Source organism: Shimia sp. R10_1, from assembly GCF_017744095.1.
Classification (GTDB): Bacteria; Pseudomonadota; Alphaproteobacteria; order Rhodobacterales; family Rhodobacteraceae; genus Shimia.
The window spans coordinates 1-25,744 of sequence record NZ_JAGHQX010000011.1; the positions used below are offsets into that span (position 1 = coordinate 1).

Consider the following 25,744-nt stretch of genomic DNA (forward strand, 5'->3'; position numbering starts at 1 on the left):
GCCAAGAAAATCATCGTCCGGGTCAAATATGTACCTGGATCATGCGTGTCGCCCGTATTGCCGTCATGAATACCCCAGCGGAATGTACCGCCTTTCTGAGGCGCCGCTGCAGCCTTTGTGGTCCATAGCCCCGTCGCTCCTGTCGCGGTCATACCAGCCGCAAGAGAATAATGCATAAAGCTCCGGCGAGAAATCCCACCTTTGCGGGCCGCATCGGCCAAACGATCAATGAGTTGCTGGTCTTTTTTGGTCATAGTACCTCCCTGACCTTGGTCAATTTTGGACCACCTCACCCACACTAAAGGGCTGTAGTCTCTTTAACTATTTTCGTTCAAACTGTTCAAAAACGACGTCACAAGCCAAGCACAAAACCGACAACATCGCTAGTGATCATTCGAAAACGATTTGCTTACCGCGCCTTAACCCTTCCAGTCAGCACATTTTCCGACGTGACTGTTTGCGACCAAGACTTGCAGAAACCGACCCATAACAATCTAGTGTTGGCGTCACTGCCTCACGCAAACCTCATCAATCTGACGCACTCAGCAAGGTCATTTGAACCGGATATCAACACAGTTCAAAACGCGATCTGCTGCCCGCTCACCTCTCAGCGGATAAGCAATAACTATCTATTTTTTTCATAAGCTTAAGATTGGCGATAAAACTGCCCGTCAAATGGGCAAGACCAAGATCATCCAAGGCGTCCGCGCTGCATCATCGGTGTCACGCCAAAGGCCGTTCGATAGACGCGCGCAAAATGACCAGCACTTTGAAAGCCGCAGGCCAAGGCGACTTCGATGACAGACAGCTCCGTCTGCACCAGCAGTTGCTGAGCCTTCTCTAGCCTTAATTCCATAAAATATTTTTTTGGGGACGCATTGAGGTACTTCCCGAACAGTCGCTCCAGCTGACGCGTTGAAATATTCAACTGCGCCGCGATCACAGCGGGCGAAACAGGCTCTTCAAGACTGTCCTTCATGATTTCAATGGCCCGTGTCAGATGCGCGTTGCGCATACCGTTGCGTGACTGTAACGAAACTTTCTGCGCCGCCGTTGCTTCGCGCGCCGCATTATACACCATCTGGTCGGCAACATCCGCAGACAGCTCAGCACCATGATCTTGCTCTATCAGGTGCAACATCAAATCCGCCGTTGCTGTCCCGCCTGAGGCCGTGATGTGCTTTTCTGAGGAAACAAATACATTCCTGACAGTGTTCACCTCAGGAAATTCTTCCATCATGACATCATGATACTGCCAGTGGATGGCCGCTTGCATGCCATTCAAAAATCCACCACGCGCCAACAGGTATGCGCCAGAATCCAGAGCGCCAATACCTGTCATACGCGTGCGATCAATCCGCCGCAAAGCATTCAGCAGTTCGCTGATACTTTTGTGCTGCATGTTGAGCCCGGAAACAACAAACAGACGTGTGCAATCCGGGATAGTGGCAAAACTGGAATGCGCATGAAGCACCGTGCCATCAGATGCACGCTCTTGCACACCATCAACCGAAGAATACGACCACCGGTACAATTCCTGCCCACTCACAAGGTTTGCAATGCGCAAAGGGTCTACGGCGCAGGACAATGCCAAGTGGGTGAAATCTTCAACAAGGGCAAAGACAAACTGCTTCGGAACGGCTTCCATCATGACATACCTCCCTGCCCTTACAGTACCCCACCTTAGTGGGGGCTTCTGACCCTAAGCTTTATACAAACATATTTTTTTATTGTAGACAATTTGTATTTTTCAAGCGATCATCCCCCAAAGCCGATAGAAATCGGCTAACGAGCCCTTAGTATTTTAGTAGAGGTCGCGATGAGCACCGCAAAAAGCACAAAGAAATCAATGTGTCTTGATGATTTGCGCAGACGAATCCTCACACAAGAATTGGAACCTGGGATCTACCTTGACGAAGCACAACTCGCCGAACGCTATGAGATGTCGCGCCCGCCCCTGCGTGAGGTTCTCAACCAATTGGCTGGCGAAGACTACGTAATCTTGCACAAAAATCGCGGTGCTCAGGTCGCCCCGATGACACACAAGACCCTGCGCAATTTCTTTGTCGCAGCCCCAATGATCTATGCTGCGGTATCACGCCTCGCCGCAGAACACGCGACCCCAAACCAAATCATGCGCTTGAAGGACGCGCAGCTATTGTTCCGCGCGTCAATAAGAGAAGGCGATGCGGCGGAGCGCGCACTCATGAACCAGCGTTTTCATGCGATCATTGGCGAAATGGCGGACAACGAATACCTGCTGCCGAGCCTGCGTCGGCTGTTGATCGACCACACGCGCATCGGCATGACCTTCTACAACCCTCGCCACGTCGCTCTGGCAGCACAACGGGACGTGGCTGCAGATCAGCACGATACAATCATCGAACTCATCGAAGCCGGCGACGCAGAGCGCGCGGCAGACCTCGCCATCGCGCATTGGGAGCTCTCCCGCGCAGAAATCGAAGCCTTCGTGACCCCGCAAGGCATGCAGTATCCGCTGGGCGAAGCCCCGGCCAAGGCTCGCTGAAAGGAACGCCATGAAATTTAATGGTATCTATACCCCGGCCATAACGCCTTACGGCGCAGATGGCAGCATCGACTATGACGCCCTTGCACGACAAATCGAATACCTGATCGACGCAGGCGTCCATGGCATCATTAATGGCGGCTCCACTGGGGAATACTATGCGCAGTCAATGGAAGAACGCCAAAAGGTCGCCGCCTTTACCAAAGACGTAATCGCAGATCGCGTTCCCTTGATTGTCGGCACAATTTCCGTTCGCTTTGACGAGTCCATCGAGATGGCTGAATTTGCGGCAAAAATCGGCGCTGATACGTTGCTGGTCGGCACGCCTCCCTATTCGGTGCCCACTGAACGCGAAAATGCCCTCAATACTCTGGCGATTGACCGGGCCGCAGACCTCCCAATCATGCTGTACAACTATCCCGGACGCATGGGCGTGAGCATGGGGGAAGAGTTTCTCGATCGCGTTGGGCGCAGCAAAAACATATGCGCGATCAAAGAAAGCTCTGGCGATATCAACCGTGTCCATCTTCTCGCACGGGATTATCCGCACATCCAGATGAGCTGCGGTATGGATGATCAAGCGCTGGAATTTTTTGCATGGGGTGCCCACAGCTGGGTCTGCGCGGGATCTAACTTCCTACCACAGGAGCACATCGCCCTCTGGCGCGCCTGTGCCGTAGAGGGGAATTTCGAGAAAGGGCGCAGGATCATGTCGGCCATGATGCCGCTCATGCGTGTTCTCGAGCAGGGCGGCAAGTTCATTCAATGCGTCAAGTACGGTTGTGAAATCATGGGCAACGACGCTGGGCCACCTCGACGCCCGCTCAAAGGACTTAACAAAGACGACAAGCGCCAATTGGAGCAGGTGGTGCGCGTGGTGAAACGTACGATTGCGGACATCGAAAGTGAGACAGGCAAATGAGTGATCTTCTGACAACCGAAGAGTACAAGGCAATCGCGGCTGGCCTCATGCTGCCAAATCAAGCGTTTGTAGATGGCAGCTTTCGCCCCGCTAGGTCTGGCAATACATTTGAAACCCTCAATCCAGCCACCGGGGAAACTCTCACGCAGATTTCCGCCTGCAATGCCGACGACGTTGACTTCGCCGTAGAAAAGGCTCGCGATGCGTTTGAGGATGGCCGCTGGGCACGTCTACATCCAAGCGAACGCAAAGAAGTGTTGATCCGCTTGGTCAAACTGATGAAGCGCAACGCACGCGAATTGGCCGTGATGGAAAGCCTCGACAGCGGCAAAACCGTTTATGACTGCGAAACTGTAGATATTCCCGAAACGCTGCACTGCCTCACCTGGCATGCCGAGCTGATCGACAAAATTTACGATCAGGTATCTCCTGCTTCAGACGATCATATTGCAATGGTGGTGCGTGAACCCGTGGGTGTTGTCGGATTGGTTTTGCCCTGGAATTTCCCACTGCTGATGCTGGCTTGGAAAATCGGGCCGGCTCTGGCCGCTGGATGCTCAGTCGTTGTGAAACCCGCAGAAGAGACTTCGCTCACCGCATTGCGCGTCGCCGAACTCGCTATGGAAGCTGGCGTCCCGGCGGGTGTTTTCAACGTGGTAACCGGCAGCGGCGCAGAGGTTGGGGAACCGCTCGGGCGCCATATGGACGTGGACATGGTGTCGTTCACCGGATCCACCGCCACGGGCAGACGGTTTCTGGATTATGCCGGGGCCTCCAATCTCAAAGAAGTCACACTTGAAATGGGGGGGAAAAACCCCGCCATTGTATTGCACGATGCGGAAAACCTGGATCGCGTGGCTGCACATATTGTAAATGGCGCATTCTGGAATATGGGGGAAAATTGCTCCGCCTCTTCCCGCCTGATCGTGCACAAAGATATCAAGGATGCATTGCTCGAACGCATTAAAGCCCACGCCCGCGAATGGCCAATGGGTGACCCCCTCGACCCGCAGAACCGCGTCGGCGCTTTGGTCAGCAAAACGCATTTTGACAAAGTGGCCAGCTATCTTGACGAGGGCTTGGTGGTAATGGGGGGCACAGCGCAAGACGGCTTTGTGGAACCCACAATTCTGGAAGTGACCCCGCACACCAAACAAGCACAGGAGGAGATTTTCGGACCAGTCCTTTCGGTTCTCACTGTTGGCAGCTTTGAAGAAGCCATCGCTCTTGCAAACGACACAGAATACGGTCTGGCTGCATCCATTTTCACAGCAAACATCAAGCGCGCTTTACGCGGCGCGCGGGCCTTGCGTGCGGGCACGGTAAGCGTCAACAGTTTTGGCGAAGGAGACATCAGCACCCCCTTTGGCGGCTTTAAACAGTCGGGCTTTGGCGGGCGTGACAATGGCATCCACGCACATGACCAATACACCCAGCTGAAAACCATCTGGGTTGATCTTACTGATGACGATGAAGAGGTGGTTGTGTGACCATTCGGTCGGTCAAAACACTTCCCAAGTTGCCAGGACCTGCGGCGTGGAATGCCATTCTTCCGCCGCAGCCCCCCTCTGAGCCGTTGTTTGGCCCACATAAGGCAGATGTCATGGTGATTGGCGGAGGATTTGCCGGTCTCTCAGCGGCGCGTCGTCTCAAGCAGCTGGAACCAAATGCCAAAGTCGTGGTGCTCGAAGCGACCCGTATCGCCGATGGCTCGGCGGGGCGCAATTCTGGCTTTATGATCGACCTGCCGCATGAATTGACCTCTGATGACTATGCAGGCGCAGGCGATGACCGGGTGATGATCGCCTTGAACCGGCAGGCTCAGGCGTTTGGCCGCACCGCCGTCGAAGAATATAACATCGACCCGAACTACTTTGATCAGGTCGGCAAGGTGAATGGCGCCGTCAGCGCAGCTGCGCATGCGCATAACGAAACCTACGCCCGCCATCTCACAACACTCGGTGAAACGAGCGAGATGCTGGATCACCAAGAGATGCACGATCTAACAGGATCAAAGCATTATCGATCAGGGCTCTACACAGCCGGTACAGTCATGTTGCAGCCAGCTGGGTATATTCGTGGCCTTGCACAAGGGTTGCGCAACCAAGGCGTGGCTGTTTTTGAAAACGCACCCGTCACCCAGCTGAGCCGCGAAGGGGCATCTTGGACCGCCAAGACCACAAACGGCAGCGTCAGCGCGGAACGCGCAATTTTGACGGTGAATGGCCATCTTGAAAGCTTTGGTTTTGAAAGCGGCCGTTTGATGCAACTGTTTCTGTTCGCCGTCATGACACCCGAGCTGGATACAGAGACTTGCGCGCGTCTCGGCGGCACGTCGCGCTGGGGCATCACGCCTTCCGACCCTATGGGCACGACGATGCGCCGAATAGACACAGGTCAGGGTGGCAACCGCATCATAACGCGCACCTGCGCGGTTGTGGCACCCAACGCGCGTATCTACGCCTCTCAAGTCGCGCGTGCCGGAAAGGTAATGCAACGCAAATTTGACGCGCGCTTTCCACAATTGGCCGGGATAAAAATGGCACATGCTTGGGCAGGGCATCTTTGCCTGTCCCTCAATGGCGTGTCTGTCATGCGCAAACTTGACACCGGCCTATACTCAGGTTGCGTACAAAATGGCTTGGGAACGGCGCGCGGCACATTGACCGGAATAGGTGCCGCCGAGCTGGCATGCGGCGTCCAAAGCAACATCACCGAGCATTTCGGCGCGGAAGCCGCCCCCAAAAGACTGCCGCCAAGCCCATTGCAAAGGATCGGTGCAAACGCTCTGATCAAATACAAAGAATGGCGCGCCAGCAACGACTGATCACAGCCAAGTCCTATTAGCAGACGCAGCGCAGCGGGGTCCGCTCCCCAAATCGGGCCAAAATCGCGCACAAAACCTCAAAAGAACAAGGCATATCTCAAGCGCTTTAGGAGCGTTGAAGATATGCCTCTGCCCTTTTTGCCTCGGAATTGGATGCGGTGATCAGTGGTCTTGGTTCAAAGCATCCGCCGCAGGGATTTCGCGTTCCCGCCGCGCAATGTAGTCTCGCAACTCCTCGTCTTTGGCGATGTCCAACACAGGCTCCTGATAGTCGGCCAACAGACTCTTGGCGTGTTCCAATGCCCGCTGCGTGACCTCCTTTGACCCTTCTGCGATCCACTGCTCAATAGAGTTGTTGTCAAAAAGCTCAGGCATAAAGAAGGCTGTTTGGAAATTCTCCTGTGTGTGCGGGTGCCCCAAGTAATGCCCACCAGGCCCTACCTCCGGCACAGCAGACAACGCTTGGTCAAAGTCATCCCATTTGGGCCCTTCCGCCATCCGGTAGGCCATGGCGCATTGCTCCGCATCGACAATGAACTTTGCCACAGAGCAATGCATACCTGCTTCATTCCAACCGGCAGAGTGCCAAATATAGTTCGCACCGGCATGGATCACTGACGACAAAGTGGTCGCGCTCTCATAGCCTGCCTGCGCATCAAACGTCTTGGCACCTCCCAACGTATTGGACGTGCGCCAAGGCACACCGTAGTGGCGTGCCATTTGCCCAATCATGAAGTTCATTAGGCTGATTTCAGGCGTCCCAGCCATAGGCGCCCCGGACTTCATCGACACCGTGGACAGGTAGTGCCCATAAATCGCAGGCGCGCCACGCCGGATCACTTGTGTATAGGCCAAGGCACTCAGGGCCTCAGCATTGAGCTGCGCAACAGTCGCCGCCACACTGGCCGGCGTATTGGCGCCGCCCAACACAAACGGCGAACAGAGCACGGGCTGATTGCGCTTACAGAATGCACGCATCGCGCCCAACATGGTTTCATCCCATACCAGCGGTGAGTTGCCATTGCAGTTCCCGGTGGTAACAGGATGGCTGTCTATAAAGTCTTCGCCAAACAAGATTGCACACATGTCCAGCACGTCTTCCGCGTTCTTAGGACTGGTGGTCATCCCCATGAACATCTTGTCAGAATGCTTCATCGACGAATAAGTGATCCGCAAATGACGTTGACTGATCGGGTGGTCATAGGGCTCTACAATGTGGTGCGCCGTCGAATGCAACGCAGGGCTCATGTGACTCAGTTTGTGAAACATCGCAAGATCATCAAGCGTCGGATTGCGTCGGACATCTTCCAAGTCGCGCAGAAACGGCGCTCCGGTCATGGGCACAAAAACCGAATGCGGTCCACCAAGCCGCACGTTGTTGGCGGGATTTCGCGCGTGGTAGGTGAAATCAGACGGGATCGTCGCAATCAAATCGCGCACAAGGCCACGATCCAAATAGACCATCTCGCCTTCAACCTTGGCGCCGGCTTTTTTCCAGTCTTCCAGCGCGATATCATCGCGAAACTGAACGCCAACATTCTCCAGAATGTCCATCGAGGCCGCATCAATGCGTTCTACCTGGGCGCCATCCATCACCTCGCAAAGCGGGATATTGCGGGTCAGCCCCGGCAACATGGTAAAATCTCGGGCGGTGCGAAGGCTGCGACGCGCGCTCCGGCCACCGCTGCGAGCTCGGGTTTTTGTAGCTGTTTCGCTCATCGGTGTTCCTCTCATTGTCTGAAAGAACACTGACCCAGGTGCCAGCCAACCCGCCTATAGGAATGCGAAATCTTTTTGCAGGAAACGACCCGGCGCAATCAGAACGCGCTCCAGAACTCAGAACGCCATAACCCGCTCCACAACCCAGAAGGTTGCGATGCCCCCAACGGCATAGCTGACCGTCTGATGTGCCAACCCGGTCACAGTTGCCCCCTGCCCCGGAACACTGGCCACCAGTCTTCGCCCAATCGCCATCAGCAATAGGATCACAGAGACAAAGGCAAGCTGCCCAGCTTCCACACCCACATTAAAGGCCAATAAGGCGATGACGATATCTTGGTCCGGCAATCCAATATCACTCAGCGCTCCAGCAAACCCAAGACCGTGCAACAAGCCAAACGAAAATGAAATCAACCAAGGCGCGCGCACTGCAAGCCGCCGACGATCGCATTTGAGGATCTCGGCAGCCATAAAGACGATAGAAAGTGCAATAACCGCTTCGACCGGTGGACCTGGCACATTTATGTATCCCAATGAGGCCAATGCCAGCGTGACCGAATGCGCCACGGTAAATGCCGTGATCGCGGCTATCAACCGCCGAACATCATGGATCAGTAACACCAGCGCAAAAACAAAAAGGAGGTGATCCCAGCCTTCCAAAATATGGTCAAAACCAAGCGAGGCATAACTGCCAAAGACAGCCAACTTGGAAGCATCCTCCACAATAACATGGGTTGGGTTCTCTGGGGTCAGGCGTATGGTTAACGGGGACCGCTCAAGAGGCTCAATACGCAGCAAAACATCGGTGCGCTGCGCAGCCAACCCATCAATCGTCACAGTTTCACCAGCAATCCCAGTTGGGCAATCAACGACCCAAGAGGAGATCCAGGCCGCCCCATCAAAATTAGGCTCGGGGCGGGCTATGGGGGCGCAACTTTCTGGCAAAGACGGATCAATCGCCATGGGCGTTCCTGCAACATCTGGTTGGCGCCAGAAAACTTGCCAGGAATGGGCCGTGAGTTGCCGCACGTCTAAAAAGCCAGGCTCCAAAGCATGGCCAAAAGCGTGGCCCGCTGAAAAGGCGAACAGCACTGAAACGTAAACCAAAACCCTCCGGATCATTGCGACAGCCTGTCAGTCAACTGAGCGGGGCCCAGTGTTTCAACGTCATATTTTGCCTTCAGCGTTTGAAACTGTGCTTCCGACAACTCGTTTGTCAGGCCGCGTCTCCAGTCAAACAGCACGTCTTCCTTTATGCTCTCAAACGGTGGCAGCTGTGGCGCATTGCGCTCCAAAAGGTAAACAAGATGGATCCCATACCCGGATTGAACGGGGCCACCCCACGCGCGCAAAGGCATATCCTTCAAGGCGACAAAGAACCCCTGCCCAAAACGTCCATCCACTTGCCGGCGTGGCGCCAGAGGCTGCATTGTCGGCAGCAAGCTACTGGTGTTGTAGCGCTCAGAAGATGCGCCAGCATTGAGCGCATCAAGAGCGGCACTAACGTCGTCGTGCGTTGCGCCTTGCCCCAAATAAACTTGTTCAAACGCAACCTCGGCCTGGAGCGCAAAACGGTCTGAGTTCTGCTCCAGATGCGCGCGCAATACAGCCTCTTCAGGCTCTAGAGCTTGCGACAAAGATGTCGTTAAAAACTCCATTTTCTGGACCAAACGATTGCGCACAATCAGGTCGTTTTGATCCAGCCCAAGCGCGCGAGCTTCCCTCACAAGAATTTCTTCGCGCAACAACGTGTCTTGCATGCCGCTCAGCTCTTGTGCAGTGGGCATGCGTTGCCAAGCACCTGAAAACTGCGTCACCAGTCGGTCAATATCCTTGGCATCAATGACAATCTGATCTTGACTTGCGTTCCTTTGCGCACCCGGGTTCAAAAACGAAAACCAGGCGAAAACCGCACAACCAATCAGAAAAAAATGAAGGACGGGTTCTTTTAATAGAGGCATCAGTCAACTTCTAAGAGCAAAATTATTTATATGAAAACAGAGAGCTTCGAAATTCTTCGATACCACTCTGCATAAAACACCCACATCGCACTAGCTTTAAAAGCTGCCATCCGCCGTTTTCCCTCGCAACGCCCCCCTTAGCGCAGCGGACCGCAGGTCAGTGAGAAATCCGCCGAACGTCAGTAGCACCTATTCTGAAACGAGCCGCGAGTACCCCTTCGACATAGCGATTGCCGTAAGCGCTGCACGCCTTCGGTTAGAAGGAGCTCACTCTATAGACAAACCAGCACGTTGTGATATCCAAACACCGCTAGGTCATCCCAGCCGCACTCCAAGTTTTACCGCGAATGTAGTTTGGACTGACACACAGACGCGGACACCGGCGCGCTCTCATTGTTCAGTATCGCGCGACCCTATGCACCAACCTCAGAGGCGCAGGCTAGATTTGGCGGCTTTGAGGGCCCATTCTGATCAATGGCTACCATCCTAGGAATACAGTCTTTTCCCAAAGTGTGGTCGTAAACGGAACTTCTTCATGACGTTTGAAAAACCAAAAATGAACCGACGAAACTTTGTCATGGGCGCCAGCGCTCTCGGGTTCGGAGGGCTGATCGGACTACCCCAGCTCCGGGCGAACACGGCGCAGCCGCTCGCGGTTCAAACACGCAACACAGCATTTTCGATCGGGGGCAGGCCTGCGACAAAGGGCTTGGTCAGTTTTACGGAAAATGGTCCACCACCGGTGCTGCGCTTCAAACGTAATCAGACAGCACGGATTGATGTGACAAACGGTCTGGAAGAGTACACAAGCATTCATTGGCACGGCCTGCGGATCGCAAATGAAATGGACGGCGTTCCCTATCTCACCCAGTTTCCGATCGCGCAGGGCGAAACCTTTTCTTATGAGTTTACGCCGCCGGATGCCGGCACCTTTTGGTATCACCCCCATTGCAACACCATGGAACAGATGGCGCATGGCCTGACCGGAATGTTGATCGTCGAAGAGGACACCGACCCAGGGTTTGACGCAGAACTGCCTATCAACCTAAAAGATTTCCGGCTGCAAGACGACGGAACACTTCTTCCCTACTTCACTGCACGCGGCGCAGCACGCGGCGGCACCGAAGGCAATGCACGCACTGTCAACTGGGAAACCACGCCAGAATACCAGATCCCAACCGGAGGATTGGTGCGCCTACGCATCGTGAACACAGATTTGACACGAGTTTACAAAATTTTTCTGCCAGAAACCGAAGGCAAGATCATTGCCTGGAATGGCAACCCTGTGCGCGACGCAATAGACTGGCCCACACAATCCGCACCCCTCTGGATTGCGCCCGGTGAGCGGGTCGACATCGCAATGCACGCACCACAATCAGAGGATCAGTCAGTTGTGGTCCAGACGCTCATCGCCAAGCGGCCTCAGCCGCTATTTTACATGCGCACAGCCGGTACACCCATAAAACGCGACCTCGCCGAACTGAAGCCTTTGCCCGCGCTGGAAGTCGACGAACCAGACCTCAAAACCGCCGAGGTCAAAGATATCTTATTTGGCTGGTCCCCCGAAGGAACCGGCAGCAACAACGGCCTATGCGGGGATTTTGGGTATACTTTCTGGTCAATCAACCGCAGCCCTTGGCCCGGAGACGCCATCGAAAACACAGGCCCAGTGGTCGAGCTATCCCACGGCAAAAGCTACATTTTGCGCCTGACCAACAAGTCACCCAACCTTCACCCGATTCACCTTCATGGGTTGATCTTTCGACCATTGCGTTCAAACCAGCGCAGTTTGCCAAGCAATTGGACCGATACGATTTTGTTGCTGAAAGATGAGACAATCGAAGTCGCTCTGCGAGCCGACAATCCAGGGAACTGGGCGTTCCATTGTCATGTGATCGAGCATCAAAAATCGGGGCTATCGGGCTATATCAGTGTGGTGTGATGCCTCACCCCAGCCGCAATCGCTCACATTTGGCAACTTGAGAAGCGCTGCGACACAGCTGCGCAGCCCGCAGGCCAATCTCCGCTCGCACGGCAGGTTTTTCTCTGCCAAACTGAGTGCAAAGAATTTAGAAGCAGGTTTGTAATGAGTGTTTCACGTCGCAATTTTGTTCTTGGCCTTTCAAGTCTAACGCTCACAGCTTGCCAGAATGCAACCAGCATCAGACCAGGCACGCCGACGTCCGCTCAGACCGGGTTGTCGGCAGATCTGCGCCCGCAACCCAATCCGGACTACAACCTTTGGGTTGCTAACTTTCGTCAACGCGCACTCTCTCAGGGAATAAAGGAGACGACGCTCAACTCGGCCTTCCGACAAACGGGCTATCTTCCCGGTGTCATAACCCGAGATCGCAATCAGACAGAGTTCACCCGCACTCTCGAAGACTACCTCTCAATAGCCGCCTCCGACACGCGCATCGCCAAAGGACGCGCCGCCTATAGCCAGTACGCCAGCACACTCAATCGTCTGGAGCGAAGTTACGGCGTTCACGCTTCAATCATTTGCGCCATCTGGGGGCTGGAAAGTTTCTACGGTGAGCGAAAAGGCGACATTCCAGTCATCTCTGCAACATCCACTCTGGCTTTCGATGGTCGGCGCGGAAGCTTTTATGAAAAACAGCTGATCGCTGCACTCAAGATTTTACAAAATGGCGACATCCCTGTGAGCCAAATGACCGGCAGTTGGGCCGGCGCCATGGGACATACACAGTTTATTCCCACGAGCTATCTGGCGTTCGCGGTCGATTTTACCGGCGATGGGCGTCGCGACATCTGGTCGGATGATCCCTCAGATGCCCTTGCCTCTACGGCGGCCTACCTACAAAAAAATGGCTGGACGGCAGGCATGAGTTGGGGGCGCGAACTGCGCCCAAATGAGACAGCCTCACGCGAACTGCAACCTCAGCCTGGCGGACCACGATTTGCGATCACCCGCAATTTTGATGTCATCAAGCGCTACAACAACTCAGACAGCTATGCGATCGGTGTCGGCCACCTGGCAGACCGCATCGCTGGCGCTGGGCCCCTCAGCACGCCCTTCCCGCCAGACAAATATGGCCTCACCAAAGACGACCGTATTGCGCTTCAAACGCGCCTGACAGCGCGTGGATTTGACACAGGAGGTGCTGACGGGGTGTTGGGGCCAAAGTCGCGCAAAGCCATTTCGGACTATCAGCGCAGCATTGGGCTTGCCCCCACCGGGGAACCCTCTCAGCAATTGCTGGCCTCTCTTAGCTGAAGGCCATTCAGAAAATATGACGACGCCCCTTCTGCAGGGGTCAAAGTGGCTGCAAACGCCGCATTCTGAGCAACCACAGACATGTGAAACACCCGCTCTCTTGAGGGCCGGGTGATCTATCCCATTTTTGCGAACCTGTCGGCGCGAAACACGAAAATGACGCTTTCTGCAGAACCAAGTAGAGCGATCGCTGTACCATCTGCACATGATCGGAACAAAACAACGCATTGCACGCGACCTTCACAGACTGTTCTCGGAATTGGGCTTTGCGAGCCCCGGAGTCGAGGCGCTGCGCGCCGGAGCAAACGTCTCCATCCGAACGCTTTACAAACACTTTCCAAGTCGCGAGGCGATGGTGATAGGCGCATTGGAACATCGTGATGTCGCCTATTTTAACTGGCTAGAAGGCGGTCCATCCGACGGCGCCGACCACGTGCTGCACCCTCTGGTCCGGCTCGGGGATTGGCTGCATACCGTGGCCAATACAGGGTGTCTTTTTTTGAATGCCATGGCGGAACACCCTGACAGCGCGGCAATTGCGAACGTCGTTAAAGCGCACAAAGCCAAGTTGGCAAACGAATTTCAAATCAGGCTCTGTCGCGTCGCTCCAAATCAAGACACGCAACCATTGGCTGAAACGCTGTTCCTTTTGCACGAGGGCCTCACGGAAGTGGCGCGCCTGCAAACTCCAACAACCGCAACCGCCGCTGCCCTACATGCCGCGCGTAGACTTCTTTCACAGGAAAACATCACATGATCCCCGCCCCATGTATTAAAGAGATACATATTTATCAGTATGATCTGCCTGTAAAAAATGGCCCATATAAAATGGCCAATGCAAGTGTTTGGGCGCTGGATACAACGCTCATTCGTGTTGTCACAGAAGATGGCACAGAAGGTTGGGGAGAGACCTGCCCCGTTGGCCCCACATATGCCGAGGCACACGCCGGCGGAGCGAGAGCCGCGCTCATGTATATGGCGCCGGATTTGATCGGCGCGCCGCTATGGCCAAACCTCTTGCAACGCAAAATGAACAACCTTCTGAATGGCCACAACTACGCAAAGGCCGCAGTGGACATTGCAGCTTATGATGCCCTCGGAAAACGCATGGGCCTTCGCGTGGCCGAGCTCCTTGGCGGCGCAGTCACCGAAAAGGTGCCATCCTACTTCGCAACCGGAGTTGGAGTACCCGATGACATCGCCAAACTAGTGGCCAGCAAACGCGATGAAGGCTACCCGCGCATTCAGGTCAAAGTTGGCGGACGCCCCGTCGAAATAGACATCGAAACGATCCGCAAAGTCTGGGAACAAATCAAAGGATCCGGGATGCGTTTTGCAGTCGACGGCAACCGCGGCTGGACCACACGGGATGCGTTGCGGGTCAGTCGAGAATGCCCGGACATTCCCTTCATCATGGAACAGCCCTGCAACACCATCCAAGACCTGCAGAAAATTCGCCCTCAAGTTTCCCATGGAATTTACATGGATGAAAACAGCCTTGATCTGAACACCGTGATCAGCGCCGCAGGCACAGGGCTCGTGGATGGGTTTGGCATGAAAGTCACCCGTATCGGCGGGCTCACCAATATGCGCAGTTTCCGTGACATCTGCGAAGCGCGCAATCTGCCTCACACCTGCGACGATGCTTGGGGCGGAGATATCATCGCAGCGGCCTGCACGCACATCGCAGCAACAGTCCGACCTGACCTGTGCGAAGGCGCGTGGTTGGCCGCGCCCTACATCGACGGGCACTACGACCCCCAAAACGGCATCAGAATTGAAAATGGCCACATTGTGCTGCCGACAGGGCCTGGCCTCGGGATCACCCCTGATATTTCACTCTTTGGCGCCCCCATAGCCAGCTTCGGAGGATAAAGACACTCATGACATTCCAAGGGAAACGCGCACTCGTCACGGGCGCAGCAGGCGGCATCGGCCGTGCCATCGTCACCGAATTGCGTGCCCAAGGGGCACGGGTCGCTGTGGCCGACCAAAACGTCTCTGAGCTTGCAGCAGACGCATATCTGCCGGGGGATCTACGCGAAGCGGCCTACTCCGACACCCTCCCCCAAGAAGCGGCAGCCGCTTTGGGCGGGCTCGACATTGTTATCAACAACGCTGGCGTTATAACGCGCGGTTCAGTCACGGAAACCACCGACGCAGATTGGGATCTTTCTCTTGGCGTGAATGTCCACGCCCCGTTTCGGATTTGCCGCGCTGCAATACCCATCATGGCCAAAAACGGGGGCGGTGCCATCGTCAACACAGCCTCTTGCTGGGGAGGCAAGGCACCCGGGCCAAACCATGCACTTTATTGCATGACAAAAGCGGCCATTGCCTCCTTAACACAATGCATGGGCATGGATCACGCACATCAAGGAATCCGCGTGAACGCGGTTTGCCCAAATGAAGTCAACACCCCAATGTTGCGCAGCGGCTTTGCAAAACGTGGTTTTGATCCTGACACTGCAGTTGCCGAACTTGGCACAACAGTTCCTCTCGGTAGGATCGCCGAACCAGAGGACATCGCCGATGTGGTCCTGTTCCTGGCATCAGATGCCGCGCGCTATATGTGTGGTGCCCTAATCGAAGTAAACGGCGGGAAACCAGTGTCATGAGGCGATTTGAGGGAAAAGTCGCCTTGGTCACGGGTGGGCGATCCGGGATCGGTCGCGCAATAGCCAAAAAGCTGCAAGACGACGGTGCACGCGTCTTCACTGCACAACGTCAAAGAGATGAAAACTTCGAAAGTATCGTGACCGACTTCGCGGACCCAGCAGCTCCTGCCCACACGATAGAGCGCATCATAACGGACGCCAAGCGACTGGACGTACTGGTCAACAACGCGGGCATGATGACAGAGGCCTCAATCGAAAACATGCGCATTGAGGACTGGCATCACACACTTGCCGTGAACCTGACAGCGCCGTTTTTGCTGATCAAAGCCGCCCTGCCGCACCTTCGTGCAACACGCGGGAATGTGGTCAATATCGGCTCAATTGAGGGCCTTGGAGCCAATCCCAAACATGCGGCCTATTGCGCGACCAAGGCAGGGCTGCATGGCCTCACCCGTGCCGTGGCCATCGATCATGGCGCAGAGGGCATTCGCTGCAACGCCGTCGCACCCGGATGGATTAATACACAGCTCAATCTCGATTTCATCAACGCCATGCCAGATCCCCAGAGTTTTCGCAGCGAAATTGGGAAAATCCATCCTGTCGGACGCACGGGCGGCCCTGAAGAGGTGGCCTCTTTGGTTGCATTCCTAGCCAGCGAAGAGGCCAGCTTCATCACCGGGCAAATCTACACCGTAGACGGCGGAAGGACAGCAAAACTCAGCCTGCCGTGACAAGCCTGCCGCTTTTGCCGCAAACTGCGATAAAACACAGAAAGCCGATCGAAAATGAGATTGGCGCAAGGAAGACTTGCATGCCTCTCTGCGCCAATCCCAAGTCGTGAACACATGATGCGTCGCCTGCATGGTGCCTCAAAAATCCTGCCAGAGCGCCGTAGCAGCCCCACCAGCGTCCACCACGAGCCGGCCACGCGGCTCTGGAACTTCTTGTGTCTTGTGCTCCGGATGATCTGCGCCCAGTACAGGCGTTTTATCCTGTGTGCCGTCAGTTTCAGGCTGTGCTCGCGCACCAGCATCCTTCACAGGGCGCTGTTCCGTTTTTCTTTGAACATCCCCTTGAGCAATGTGAAAACGCGCAACCATCTCCGTGAGATCATCCGCATCGCGGCGCAGCATCTGGCCCGCTGCAGAGCTTTCTTCTACCATCGCAGCATTGGCCTGCGTCACCTGGTCCAGCTGCAATACACTCGCATTGATTTCTGCCAGACCAACGGATTGCTCGGATGCACCGAGGGCAATATCGCTCACCAATCGCGAAATATGGGACACACGATCCGAAATACTATTGAGCGCTTCACCGGCCTTGCCAACTAGGACCACTCCGCGTTCAACCTGTCTTGTGCTACCGCTTATCAAATCGCGAATTTCCATGGCCGCTTCTGAGGACCGCATGGCAAGCGCGCGTACTTCGGAGGCAACAACTGCAAATCCACGGCCCGCATTGCCTGCACGCGCAGCTTCAACACCCGCATTCAGGGCCAAAAGGTTGGTTTGAAACGCAATGTCCTCAATGACGGCAATAATCTTCTCTATTTGCTCCGATCCACGCTCTATTTCTGTCATCGCGTCTACGGTATCGCGCACAACCTCTCCGCTGGCCTCTGCTTCGTCTCTCGCGTTGGATACCACGCCTTCCACGGTCTGTGCGCTATCCGCCGCCGCTTGCACGTTCTTTGTCAGCTCTTCCAACGCAGCAGCCGTTTCTTCAAGCGTCGCAGCCTGGTTTTCCGTACGCTGTGCCAAATCCAGAGACGATTGGCTGATCTCAGACGCCCCGTTTTGAATTCTGTCTGCGGCGCTCACCACTTTAGACACAGTTTCATTCAAGCTTTGCACCGTTCTGTTGAAGTCGGTCCGCAGCGCGTCGTGCTCATCTCCAAAGGCGGTATCAATCGTCTCAGAGAAGTCACCAGCAGACATCCGCATCAATCCAGAACTCAAGGTTTCAACGACTGCAGCCTGTTCCAAAGCAGCCTGCGCCCGAGCAGCCTCCAGATCTTTGGCTTTCTTCAGGTCGACCCGCATTGCTTTAAGCGTTTTGCCCAGGTCACCGATTTCATCCCCACGTTCCGCGACCTTGACCTCTACATCAAAATCCCCAGCCGCGATCTCTACCATCGCGCTGCGTATCTCCTTCAAAGGTTGGGTCATGAAACGCGCAAAAAGCCACCCTAACGCACACATGATGACAGCGATCACAAGGCTGGCGAGCCCGAAAATGCGTGCTGTGGCACGCACAGGCGCCATGGTTTCTTCGACATCCTGTTCTGCGACGATGGCCCAATTTGCCTGCGCAAGCGAAACCGGTGTGGAATATGCCACCACCTCTGTATCGTTGACACCAAGCCCGCCGGACACATAGGTGTCTACTCCCTCCAATGCAGAGGTGACATGTGCGGCATCACCCATTGGCTGCAGAACCTGATACCCACCATCAAATCGAGAATTGCTGCGTGCCAGCCCATCCTCGCCGACCAAATAGATCTGTGTTGTCTCCCCAAGGCCTCGGCTGCTGTTGACAATCACACTCAACAAATCGACCGGGATCTGAAGCGCGACCACACCGGCAGGCGCACCTCCAAGATCCACGACTTGTGATGCGACGAAGGCAGCCGCGGCGCCGTTGCTCGGAGCGTAAGGACGCATATCCGAAAAATAGACCTCCCCCGGCTCTCCCGCGAGGGCAGCACGAAACACTTCCGCAAGCCCACTGTCTTTGAATGGCCCAGTCTCGAGATTGGTTGCAAAGTCAGATTCCTTAAAAACAGAATACAGGATATCTCCGCGCCTGCTGATCAGGAAAGCATCATAAAAACCCTTCACCTCAATCATTTTACGCATCGCGGGGTGGTACTGCTCGTGATTGACGTGGTACCAATCGTTCCCATTCGCACGATCCAGAAGATGTTTGGACCCCACCGCATTCGGGTTTTCGGTGATATACGCATCAACCAAGCTCTGTTCTGGATCACCTTCAATTTCTTTCCAAGCTTGACCGAATTTTTGTAAGGTCTCGCCGGTCGCGGAGGATGACGCAAGCGTCACGACATCTGCATCCAAGCCTGCCATCATCGTTTCAACAGCAGTGCGTCTGTCTGAAACAAGAGATGACATATGTGCTTCGACGGCACCAAATGCATAGCGCTGCAAACTCACAAGGCTCACGACACCAATTGCTGCAGCAGAAAGTACGCTAAAAACCACAAGCAACAGGGGCAGTTTTTTTGATAGGCTCAACGAGGCAAATCTAAACATTTGGCTTTCCTTTTTCGGCTGTGGCGCCGGACGCTTGTCCAAAATGCTTTACAGAACCGAAATATTTGGTTTGAAAATCAGACCAATTAGCCAAACAACTGATTAGATGATTATTTTTTTGATGCCAACCAACGCTTCACTTGTGCATCGCGCAACCCAAGAAGGATAATCACGAAAGTGTGAGGATCGCAAAGTTGATATTGCAACTCCGCAAAAGTCCGAAAATGAAATTCGAATCATCGCGCGCGCTCTATTTCTGCTGCCAACGAGACATCCGAAACGTGCCTGCGAACCAAAACTCAATGGGCTTGAAGCGGCTCCGCCTAGCGCGCGCCTACATCTTGCGGTGCAACTGAAACAGACTTGATGACAGCATAGCACTCAACGCCGGGCGCAAGCCCAAGCGTTTCCGCGGATCGCTGTGTGATCCGCGCCAAGACCCGGCCCGCCTGGGTATCAACAGCAACGATTGCGCCGGGCCCCGCCCCAGCCCGCACAGAATGAACAGACCCGCGCAAAATATTCAAAGCAGACAGTGCGTGCGGGGCTTGGAGCGCCAAAATCACATCATGCGCTGCAATACGAACGCGCACCAAATCGTCTTTTGGCTGAGGCAACCGGGGCAAGAGCAATGGTACACCGTTTGCGTTCAGCTCCGTCAGGCCATCCTCGTGATGCTTTGCAACGCGTGCACGTAAAACAGCCCCCACTGCGCGCACGCCCAGCGGGGTGAAACTGGGGTCTGCAAGGACCTCATCGGCAGGTCCAATACGCGCGACACGCCCGTTCTCCAGCGCGACGACCGTTGTCGCAAGACGGGCAACCTCAGCAATCGAATGGGTCACATATAATATTGGCAGCGAAAACGTATCTCTGAGCCGTTCAAAATACGGTAAAATTTCTGCTTTGCGTGGCTCATCCAGCGCAGCGAGTGGTTCATCCGCCAGGATCAGCCTTGGACGTGCCAAGAGCGCCCGCCCGATCGCGACCCGCTGCTTTTCCCCCCCAGACAACTCCGCCGGCCGACGCTCAAGAAGCGCCCCAATACCCAAAATCTCGATCACCTGATCAAACGGCGCGACCTCGGGGCGTCCTTTGGCAAATCTCTGCCCGTAGAGCAAATTTCTGCGCACAGACATATGGGGGAACAAACGCCCTTCTTGAAAGACATAGCCAAGCTCACGACGGTTGGCACCCACCCAAACACCTGCGGAACTGTCCGCAAGGGATCGCCCATTCACCACAATGCGCGCATGACTTGGCCGGCTTAGCCCTGCAACGGCATTGATCACCGTTGTCTTACCTGATCCCGAGCTGCCAAACAGCACGGTAAGCCCGGCTGGGGCGTCAAATTTGGCATCCAGCTCAAATCCTGGAAACTTCTGCCGAACCTCAACGGAAATGCTCAACCCTGCCCCACTCTCCGCGCGATCTTGCGCGCAAAAATTTCTGACAAGATCAAAGCGCCCATCGCCACACCAACCGATAGGATCAAAAGGCGGATGGCAGCCGCTTCGCCGCCTGGAACCTGCAAAAATGCATAAATCGCTGATGGAACTGTTCGAGTTTGACCAGGAATGTTGGAAACAAAGGTAATCGTGGCACCGAACTCTCCCATCGCCTTGGCGAAAGCGAGCACCATTCCTGCCAAGATCCCAGGCAAAATCAGCGGCAGCGTCACCGTCGCAAAGACCCAGATCCGGTTTGCCCCAAGGGTCGCCGCAGCCTGTTCCAATGCCGGATCGACTGCCTCAATAGACAGGCGTATGGCGCGCACAAGCAAAGGAAAAGCCATCACCGCAGCAGCCAGGGCCGCGCCCGTCCACCGAAAGGCAAAGACAATACCCAGCTCCTTTAACGCAGCCCCGAGCGGCGCCTGCGTGCCAAAACTGAGCAGCAACAGATAGCCCGTGGCCACAGGTGGCAGAACCAGCGGCATATGCACGAGCACATTCAGCAAAGATTTGCCAAAAAACTGCCAGCGCGCGAGGGCATAAGCGACAAAAACACCGGGAATGAGCGCGCCGAGAGTGGCCCATACCGCCACCTTCAGCGACAAAAACACCGCCGCCCATTCTGCCGCTCCGAGCCAGCCGCTCACTCCGCGTCCTCCAGCACCCGAAATCCCAGCGCATCAAAGGCCGTGCGTGCCGACCCGCTTCCCCAAAACTTCATAAACGCGCGAACCTCTGGTCGGTCCTGACCAGCCACAACAGCGGCGGGATAAACAATCGGGTCATGCAGGGCCCGCGGAACCATTGCCACAATCCGCACCCGATCCTCGGCGCGCGCATCCGTGGCATAAACGAGGCCCGCAGCCACTTCACCAAGCGCCACCAGCGATAGCGCAACTCGCACATTGTCCACCTGCGCAACTTGCGGTGCAAGCTCCTGCCAAACACCAGAATTTTCAAGAGTTTGACGCCCATAGATACCCGCCGGCACGGCATCAACAAGCGCCATAGCCAATCGCCCTTTTGCCACCAAGGAGAGCAGATCGACCTCCCTCCAATCAGAGGCCGCGCCCTCAGACCCCACGGGCACGATCAAAGCCAAATCATTGCCGTAATGCGTCTGTTGCAGGCTCAGGTCCAAAACACCGCGGTCATTGAGATGGGCCACCCAACCTGTGTTGGCAGACACAAAAACATCAGCAGGCGCACCGTATGCGATCTGGCGTGCCAAAGCCGATGAGCCAGCAAAGGTCAAAGTCACCCGGTGCCCGCTCTGGGCTTCAAACGCCTTTGCAACCACTGTCAACGCTTCCGCAAGACTTGCGGCCGCAAACACAGACACCTCCCCCGCAACAAGCCGGGCAGGCGCAACGCTCAATCCCATTGCAGCTAGGAGAATGGCCGCCCATCGTAAAAAGGGTAAGCGCAGCATTTGGTTTCCAGAACAATTCACCCCATTATCATTGGGATAGCGAATGCTCTCACCTCAGTGCAAGCCTTTTGACCTTTCAAAAGCGGTGGCCTAGGTCATCACTAGGATCCCAACGCCCCACACACGCATCTGAAACACGCACCACTCAGCGCCGTTGCGTCTGACACGACCACCCTCAGGGGCTGTCAGAAACGCGCGCAGCCATATCCTGTAACGCGGGCAAAGCAGCAGACTTGAAGTAGCGCGACAGCAGGACGTAGTCATTCACTGAAACATCAACAGCCCGGACCGACGCAGGGCTTTCTGCATCGATTAAAGCAATTTCTGCCTCAAGTTCTGCCAGAATTTGATCCACCAGCTGGTTCTGATACAGAACCGGCTTTGACGACGCTGCGTCCTGCGGCACTTGCGCTCTTTCGTCGGAAACGCCCGCAAGTCCGGCACTGTCTGCTTGGCCCACTCTGGTGGCTGTCACAGGCGGCGCATTTCTGGGCTGTGCAGAGAGCTGCAAAACTGAAAGCGCAGTCTGTGTATCAAGCCCAAGCTGTGTGACGAGAAAGTCAAGTTTCTGCGCCTCACTGTGCAAGCCTGAGCGATCCGGTACAACAGTTGGCACGGGCATGGGCGCGGCAACAGCATCCCCGCTTGGGATAGGCGCCTCCGCAACCTGTTTCGGCATTGCGGAGCCGCCCATTTGAAGATCGACAACATGCCGCTCCAACCTCTCCAATGCGCTCAAAAGCTCGCCAAAAGCAGGCTGTTCTGACATATCCCGATTGGTCATCTGCGCCACATCGAGGCCAAAACTTGCTGTCGTATCGCGCAAAGAGGTACTCCCGATGGGCGCTGTCGCTCCAACAGCCTGCCCCACCTGCGCCTGCAGGATGATTTGTTTGAGGGTTTCAAGCTCCGTGCGTAGCTCCTGACTTGACAGCGTGTCTTGAGGCGCGCTTTCTGCCATCTGCGGCACCACAGGAACCGATTGAGGAACCGCTAGCGTCACGGGTGCCGCCGATGTGGCCGGCGCTATGCCTGCCGCCACCGAAGCTGCATAGCCCGGCGCCAACACTTGTGGCTGCGGCATAGGCGAATTCCATGTCGCGCCCGCCGTCATGCCTGAGCCGTCTTGTTGTCCCTGCGCATTGGGGATGGGCCATCCCCTTGGCAAAACCGCATAATCCTGACGCGCAGCAATCCAACGCAAATAAGCCACCACTGCCGAAAACCCTTTCAGCGAAATCCGGGACACCTCTGTTCCGCCGCGCCGAATGAGCAACTCTCCCCCTGTGCCCAACAACAATTCAAGCTGCACATCCAAAGGCTGCAGGATCCGCTCTGGCACTTGAATTTCGGAAACGCCCTCAGACACAAAAAACAAATCTCCCGCCAGCGCCTCCTCCAACTTAATCTGGAGCTGCCCACGTTCCGTCAGAAACGCCTCCAACCCCTCCTTGCGCGCCGCACAGGCATAAGTACGCGGCCGACAGATCACTTCAAATACATCCACATCCAGTCTCGGAGTTGGGGCAAACCGCGCATAGCCATCTGGATCAAAACGGAAATACACCCCTTCGACCAACCCCTCCTGAAAACTAGGCCAGCCAAAAGCCCCCCGAAGCGCTTGCCGGGCTTCGCGCGCCCCAATGGCAAAGGGGATGGAGGTATCCAAAATCGCATTTTCAGATGCAAATGCCGTCGACCCGTCGGCTATTGGTGCCCCCGTCTGCGCGCGCAAACTGCCGCTGGCACTCGCAGAAACGACCAATGCTGCCACTACACTTTTCAAAAAATACTTCATCAGAAATCAGCCTTCTCTTGAACGGAATGACGCAAGGCCGGAAGCCAGTCATCCTGCTGTGGAGGGTCGGGATAATTCCGCTTCAAGCGGATATCCTGATCGCGAAACGCGGTGTACCAAACCTCGGTGTCGCCCGTATACGGCGTCAGTATTGGGCCCTGCACCTTGTGCAAAAGAGAGGTCAGTATGATCCCATTGTTATTTGCTGTGAAAATAGCAACCCGGCCCTGCCCGCGCTCATAAAGCCCTTCATACATGCCGTTTTCCGGATCATAGAGCTCGATCATGGCCTCATAGAGCACGTCGGTATACTCCGTCTCCCACAAGACCCAGAGCCCCAGCGCCGCCTTGGAGGCCACAGCAGAATGATCCGGCACATAATCGCCGCGGGGTGTCACCGTATTCCATGGATATCCATCAGAGAAAATCGTGTCATATGTGAAATACGGCGGCCCCTTCACATTATGCTCTGACCGCGCGGTCATAAAACCGGTTTGCCGCCATCGGTTCTCTTGCACCTGATAGATACGGTCAGCAAATTCTGCGCGCCAGCCATCGGTGTGGATCCACTCAGGGCTGCTGTCATCATAGGGCATGTCAAACCCCAGCTCCAATCCATCTTGGAGATAGGATTCCGTGACAACATAATTCTGGGAATGAAAAATTCTGGGATCTCGTCCATCATAAGGCACTTGGATCCCATAGATAGAGGCCGTCAGAAATGGTTCGGCGCGATGCGCCAACTTGGGGCGAAACCCCCAAAGCGCAAATCCTTTTGCCGCGTATTCCTCATAGCCAAGTCGCCCCTCCTGTGCATAAACCGTTTCGTCCGTTTCCTTGTCAACGTATGCACCAAACAACAGCCCTTCATCGTCTATCACATTGCGAAAGTCCCACTTCAGCAATATGGAGTCGATGGTATTGGCCAGATAAGGATATCGATTTTTGCAAATACGCAGCCAAACCAGAAACCGCCCGATATCCAAAGCTGAAAAGCCAATTTCACCTGGCTTATTTGTATAATCTACTTTGGCCCCAGTCTTTGTATGATAGACTTTATTTGGTAGCTCTTTACGGAATAAATCCAATCCCTTTATGGTTGTCAAAAGTTGTGTAATACGTCGGTCAAATTCTGCCTTTTCAATCAGGCACAGCTCATAGGCAGACACGAGGCCCGCCATATAAGATGCCGTATCCCAAAGCGTGGTAGACGGGTAATTTCCGACCGAATTGGCAAGACCTGTGCTCTCTTGCGTGAACCTCTCAAAATAGTGCCATGCAACCTTGGCTGCACGCAGCTCGCGCTCATTGAGAACCCCCCGCCTGCTTCGGTATTTTCGGACGTAGGCGTTATGTTTGTCATACCCATGCGGCACCTCCAACCCTCGGTCTAAATTGTCGAAATAGTCGCCAGGCATCTCGCACATGCGAGGAGGCTTTTGACGGGGCTGACGGTCGTCCACCATGCTGTTTGTCACGCTTGGCAAGTTGCCACGCATCAGTGCTGGGATCTCATCCAGATCCCCTCCCGCAATGATCGGGATCACCTCTTCTTCCTGCGCCAAAAAGTACTTTCTGGCAGTCACGCCAACCGAATAGGTTGCCCCACCCAAAACAACAACGGCGACTGAAAACAGCAACACCCCAAACCCAAACGATCGATATGTGTACCCAAAAGCACTCTTCATACAACACACTCCAAACGGAATGCATCAATGAAACGATATATCCATTAAAATTCCCCAACTTTTTGGGCTAAAAACACAATAGAACAAAAAAAGAACTTAAAATTAAAAATACCCTAAAAACAGAAACTTTCTTAACCCTCATCCCGTATAACACTTCGGTGTAATGAGGTTTTCGTATGTCCGGTTTATTTCCAGCTAAAACTCCGATGTCACCATCAAATGCCAGCCTCGCTAGTGCAGAGGACACTCAAATCACACTGCGCGACAGAGCCACTCCCATATGGTCTG

The 25,744-nt window shown here is 55.0% G+C and carries 20 protein-coding genes and 1 pseudogene; 10 read left to right on the forward strand and 11 right to left on the reverse strand.

The annotated features are described in order from the left end of the window. Together J7413_RS17740 and J7413_RS17745 are read right to left on the reverse strand one after the other, a co-directional pair. A pseudogene (locus J7413_RS17740) lies at window positions 1-254 on the reverse strand (peptide ABC transporter substrate-binding protein); the annotation flags it as partial. A 437-nt stretch (window positions 255-691) separates the two neighbouring features. Continuing rightward, window positions 692-1,651: a GlxA family transcriptional regulator gene (locus J7413_RS17745; protein WP_247743606.1), complete on the reverse strand. Its 960-nt coding sequence runs from the start codon at window positions 1,649-1,651 to the stop codon at window positions 692-694. A gap of 168 nt (window positions 1,652-1,819) precedes the next feature. On the opposite strand from J7413_RS17745, the gene J7413_RS17750 reads away from it, so the two are divergent. The 4 genes from J7413_RS17750 to J7413_RS17765 are packed head-to-tail and all read left to right on the forward strand — an operon-like array spanning window position 1,820 to window position 6,276. Then, entirely contained in the window at window positions 1,820-2,527 is a 708-nt protein-coding gene (locus J7413_RS17750) for a GntR family transcriptional regulator (protein WP_209100669.1), read from the forward strand. A 10-nt stretch (window positions 2,528-2,537) separates the two neighbouring features. After that, complete coding sequence (locus J7413_RS17755) at window positions 2,538-3,449, forward strand: dihydrodipicolinate synthase family protein (RefSeq protein WP_209100671.1); 912 nt, start codon at window positions 2,538-2,540, stop codon at window positions 3,447-3,449. Continuing rightward, entirely contained in the window at window positions 3,446-4,939 is a 1,494-nt protein-coding gene (locus J7413_RS17760; RefSeq protein WP_209100673.1) for an aldehyde dehydrogenase, read from the forward strand. Before J7413_RS17755 ends, J7413_RS17760 begins: the two co-directional genes overlap by 4 nt. Then, window positions 4,936-6,276, forward strand: a complete 1,341-nt coding sequence (locus J7413_RS17765) for an FAD-binding oxidoreductase (RefSeq protein ID WP_209100675.1) — start codon at window positions 4,936-4,938, stop codon at window positions 6,274-6,276. Before J7413_RS17760 ends, J7413_RS17765 begins: the two co-directional genes overlap by 4 nt. A gap of 162 nt (window positions 6,277-6,438) precedes the next feature. On the opposite strand, the gene J7413_RS17770 is transcribed toward J7413_RS17765, so the two are convergent. The 3 genes from J7413_RS17770 to J7413_RS17780 all read right to left on the reverse strand — a co-directional run bounded on the left by J7413_RS17770 (window position 6,439) and on the right by J7413_RS17780 (window position 9,782). Next, window positions 6,439-7,995 (reverse strand): trimethylamine methyltransferase family protein, encoded by a 1,557-nt coding sequence (locus J7413_RS17770; RefSeq protein ID WP_209100677.1) that lies wholly within the window; start codon window positions 7,993-7,995, stop codon window positions 6,439-6,441. A 117-nt stretch (window positions 7,996-8,112) separates the two neighbouring features. Continuing rightward, window positions 8,113-8,958, reverse strand: a complete 846-nt coding sequence (locus tag J7413_RS17775; protein ID WP_247743607.1) for a HupE/UreJ family protein — start codon at window positions 8,956-8,958, stop codon at window positions 8,113-8,115. 155 nt (window positions 8,959-9,113) lie between these two features. Further along, entirely contained in the window at window positions 9,114-9,782 is a 669-nt protein-coding gene (locus tag J7413_RS17780; RefSeq protein ID WP_209100681.1) for a peptidylprolyl isomerase, read from the reverse strand. Window positions 9,783-10,491: 709 nt separating this feature from the next. Here J7413_RS17780 and J7413_RS17785 point away from each other — a divergent pair. The 6 genes from J7413_RS17785 to J7413_RS17810 all read left to right on the forward strand — a co-directional run bounded on the left by J7413_RS17785 (window position 10,492) and on the right by J7413_RS17810 (window position 16,543). Further along, complete coding sequence (locus J7413_RS17785; RefSeq protein ID WP_247743608.1) at window positions 10,492-11,898, forward strand: multicopper oxidase family protein; 1,407 nt, start codon at window positions 10,492-10,494, stop codon at window positions 11,896-11,898. 144 nt (window positions 11,899-12,042) lie between these two features. Further along, window positions 12,043-13,194 carry a lytic murein transglycosylase gene (locus tag J7413_RS17790; RefSeq protein ID WP_209100683.1) on the forward strand — a complete coding sequence of 384 codons (1,152 nt, stop codon included), beginning with the start codon at window positions 12,043-12,045 and terminating at the stop codon, window positions 13,192-13,194. Between the two features lie 205 nt (window positions 13,195-13,399). Continuing rightward, window positions 13,400-13,951 (forward strand): TetR/AcrR family transcriptional regulator, encoded by a 552-nt coding sequence (locus J7413_RS17795; RefSeq protein WP_209100685.1) that lies wholly within the window; start codon window positions 13,400-13,402, stop codon window positions 13,949-13,951. Next, window positions 13,948-15,069 (forward strand): mandelate racemase/muconate lactonizing enzyme family protein, encoded by a 1,122-nt coding sequence (locus J7413_RS17800; RefSeq protein WP_209100686.1) that lies wholly within the window; start codon window positions 13,948-13,950, stop codon window positions 15,067-15,069. Before J7413_RS17795 ends, J7413_RS17800 begins: the two co-directional genes overlap by 4 nt. Before the next feature lie 8 nt (window positions 15,070-15,077). After that, a complete protein-coding gene (locus tag J7413_RS17805; protein WP_209100687.1) occupies window positions 15,078-15,812 on the forward strand; it encodes an SDR family oxidoreductase in 735 nt (244 codons plus the stop codon). Next, the gene (locus tag J7413_RS17810; RefSeq protein ID WP_209100688.1) at window positions 15,809-16,543 is read left to right on the forward strand and encodes an SDR family oxidoreductase; all 735 of its coding nucleotides are present in this window, start codon (window positions 15,809-15,811) and stop codon (window positions 16,541-16,543) included. Before J7413_RS17805 ends, J7413_RS17810 begins: the two co-directional genes overlap by 4 nt. 138 nt (window positions 16,544-16,681) lie before the next feature. On the opposite strand, the gene J7413_RS17815 is transcribed toward J7413_RS17810, so the two are convergent. The 6 genes from J7413_RS17815 to J7413_RS17840 form a co-directional block, all read right to left on the reverse strand. Continuing rightward, window positions 16,682-19,084, reverse strand: a complete 2,403-nt coding sequence (locus tag J7413_RS17815; protein WP_247743609.1) for a methyl-accepting chemotaxis protein — start codon at window positions 19,082-19,084, stop codon at window positions 16,682-16,684. Window positions 19,085-19,407: 323 nt separating this feature from the next. Next, entirely contained in the window at window positions 19,408-20,493 is a 1,086-nt protein-coding gene (modC, locus tag J7413_RS17820) for a molybdenum ABC transporter ATP-binding protein (protein WP_209100689.1), read from the reverse strand. Continuing rightward, window positions 20,490-21,185, reverse strand: coding sequence for a molybdate ABC transporter permease subunit (modB, locus tag J7413_RS17825; protein WP_209100690.1), 696 nt, complete (start codon window positions 21,183-21,185; stop codon window positions 20,490-20,492). Before modB ends, modC begins: the two co-directional genes overlap by 4 nt. Next, entirely contained in the window at window positions 21,182-21,970 is a 789-nt protein-coding gene (gene modA / locus J7413_RS17830) for a molybdate ABC transporter substrate-binding protein (RefSeq protein ID WP_209100691.1), read from the reverse strand. Before modA ends, modB begins: the two co-directional genes overlap by 4 nt. Before the next feature lie 175 nt (window positions 21,971-22,145). After that, entirely contained in the window at window positions 22,146-23,768 is a 1,623-nt protein-coding gene (locus J7413_RS17835; RefSeq protein ID WP_209100692.1) for a hypothetical protein, read from the reverse strand. Further along, window positions 23,768-25,456, reverse strand: coding sequence for a DUF3131 domain-containing protein (locus J7413_RS17840; protein WP_209100694.1), 1,689 nt, complete (start codon window positions 25,454-25,456; stop codon window positions 23,768-23,770). Before J7413_RS17840 ends, J7413_RS17835 begins: the two co-directional genes overlap by 1 nt. Window positions 25,457-25,744 lie beyond the last annotated feature (288 nt).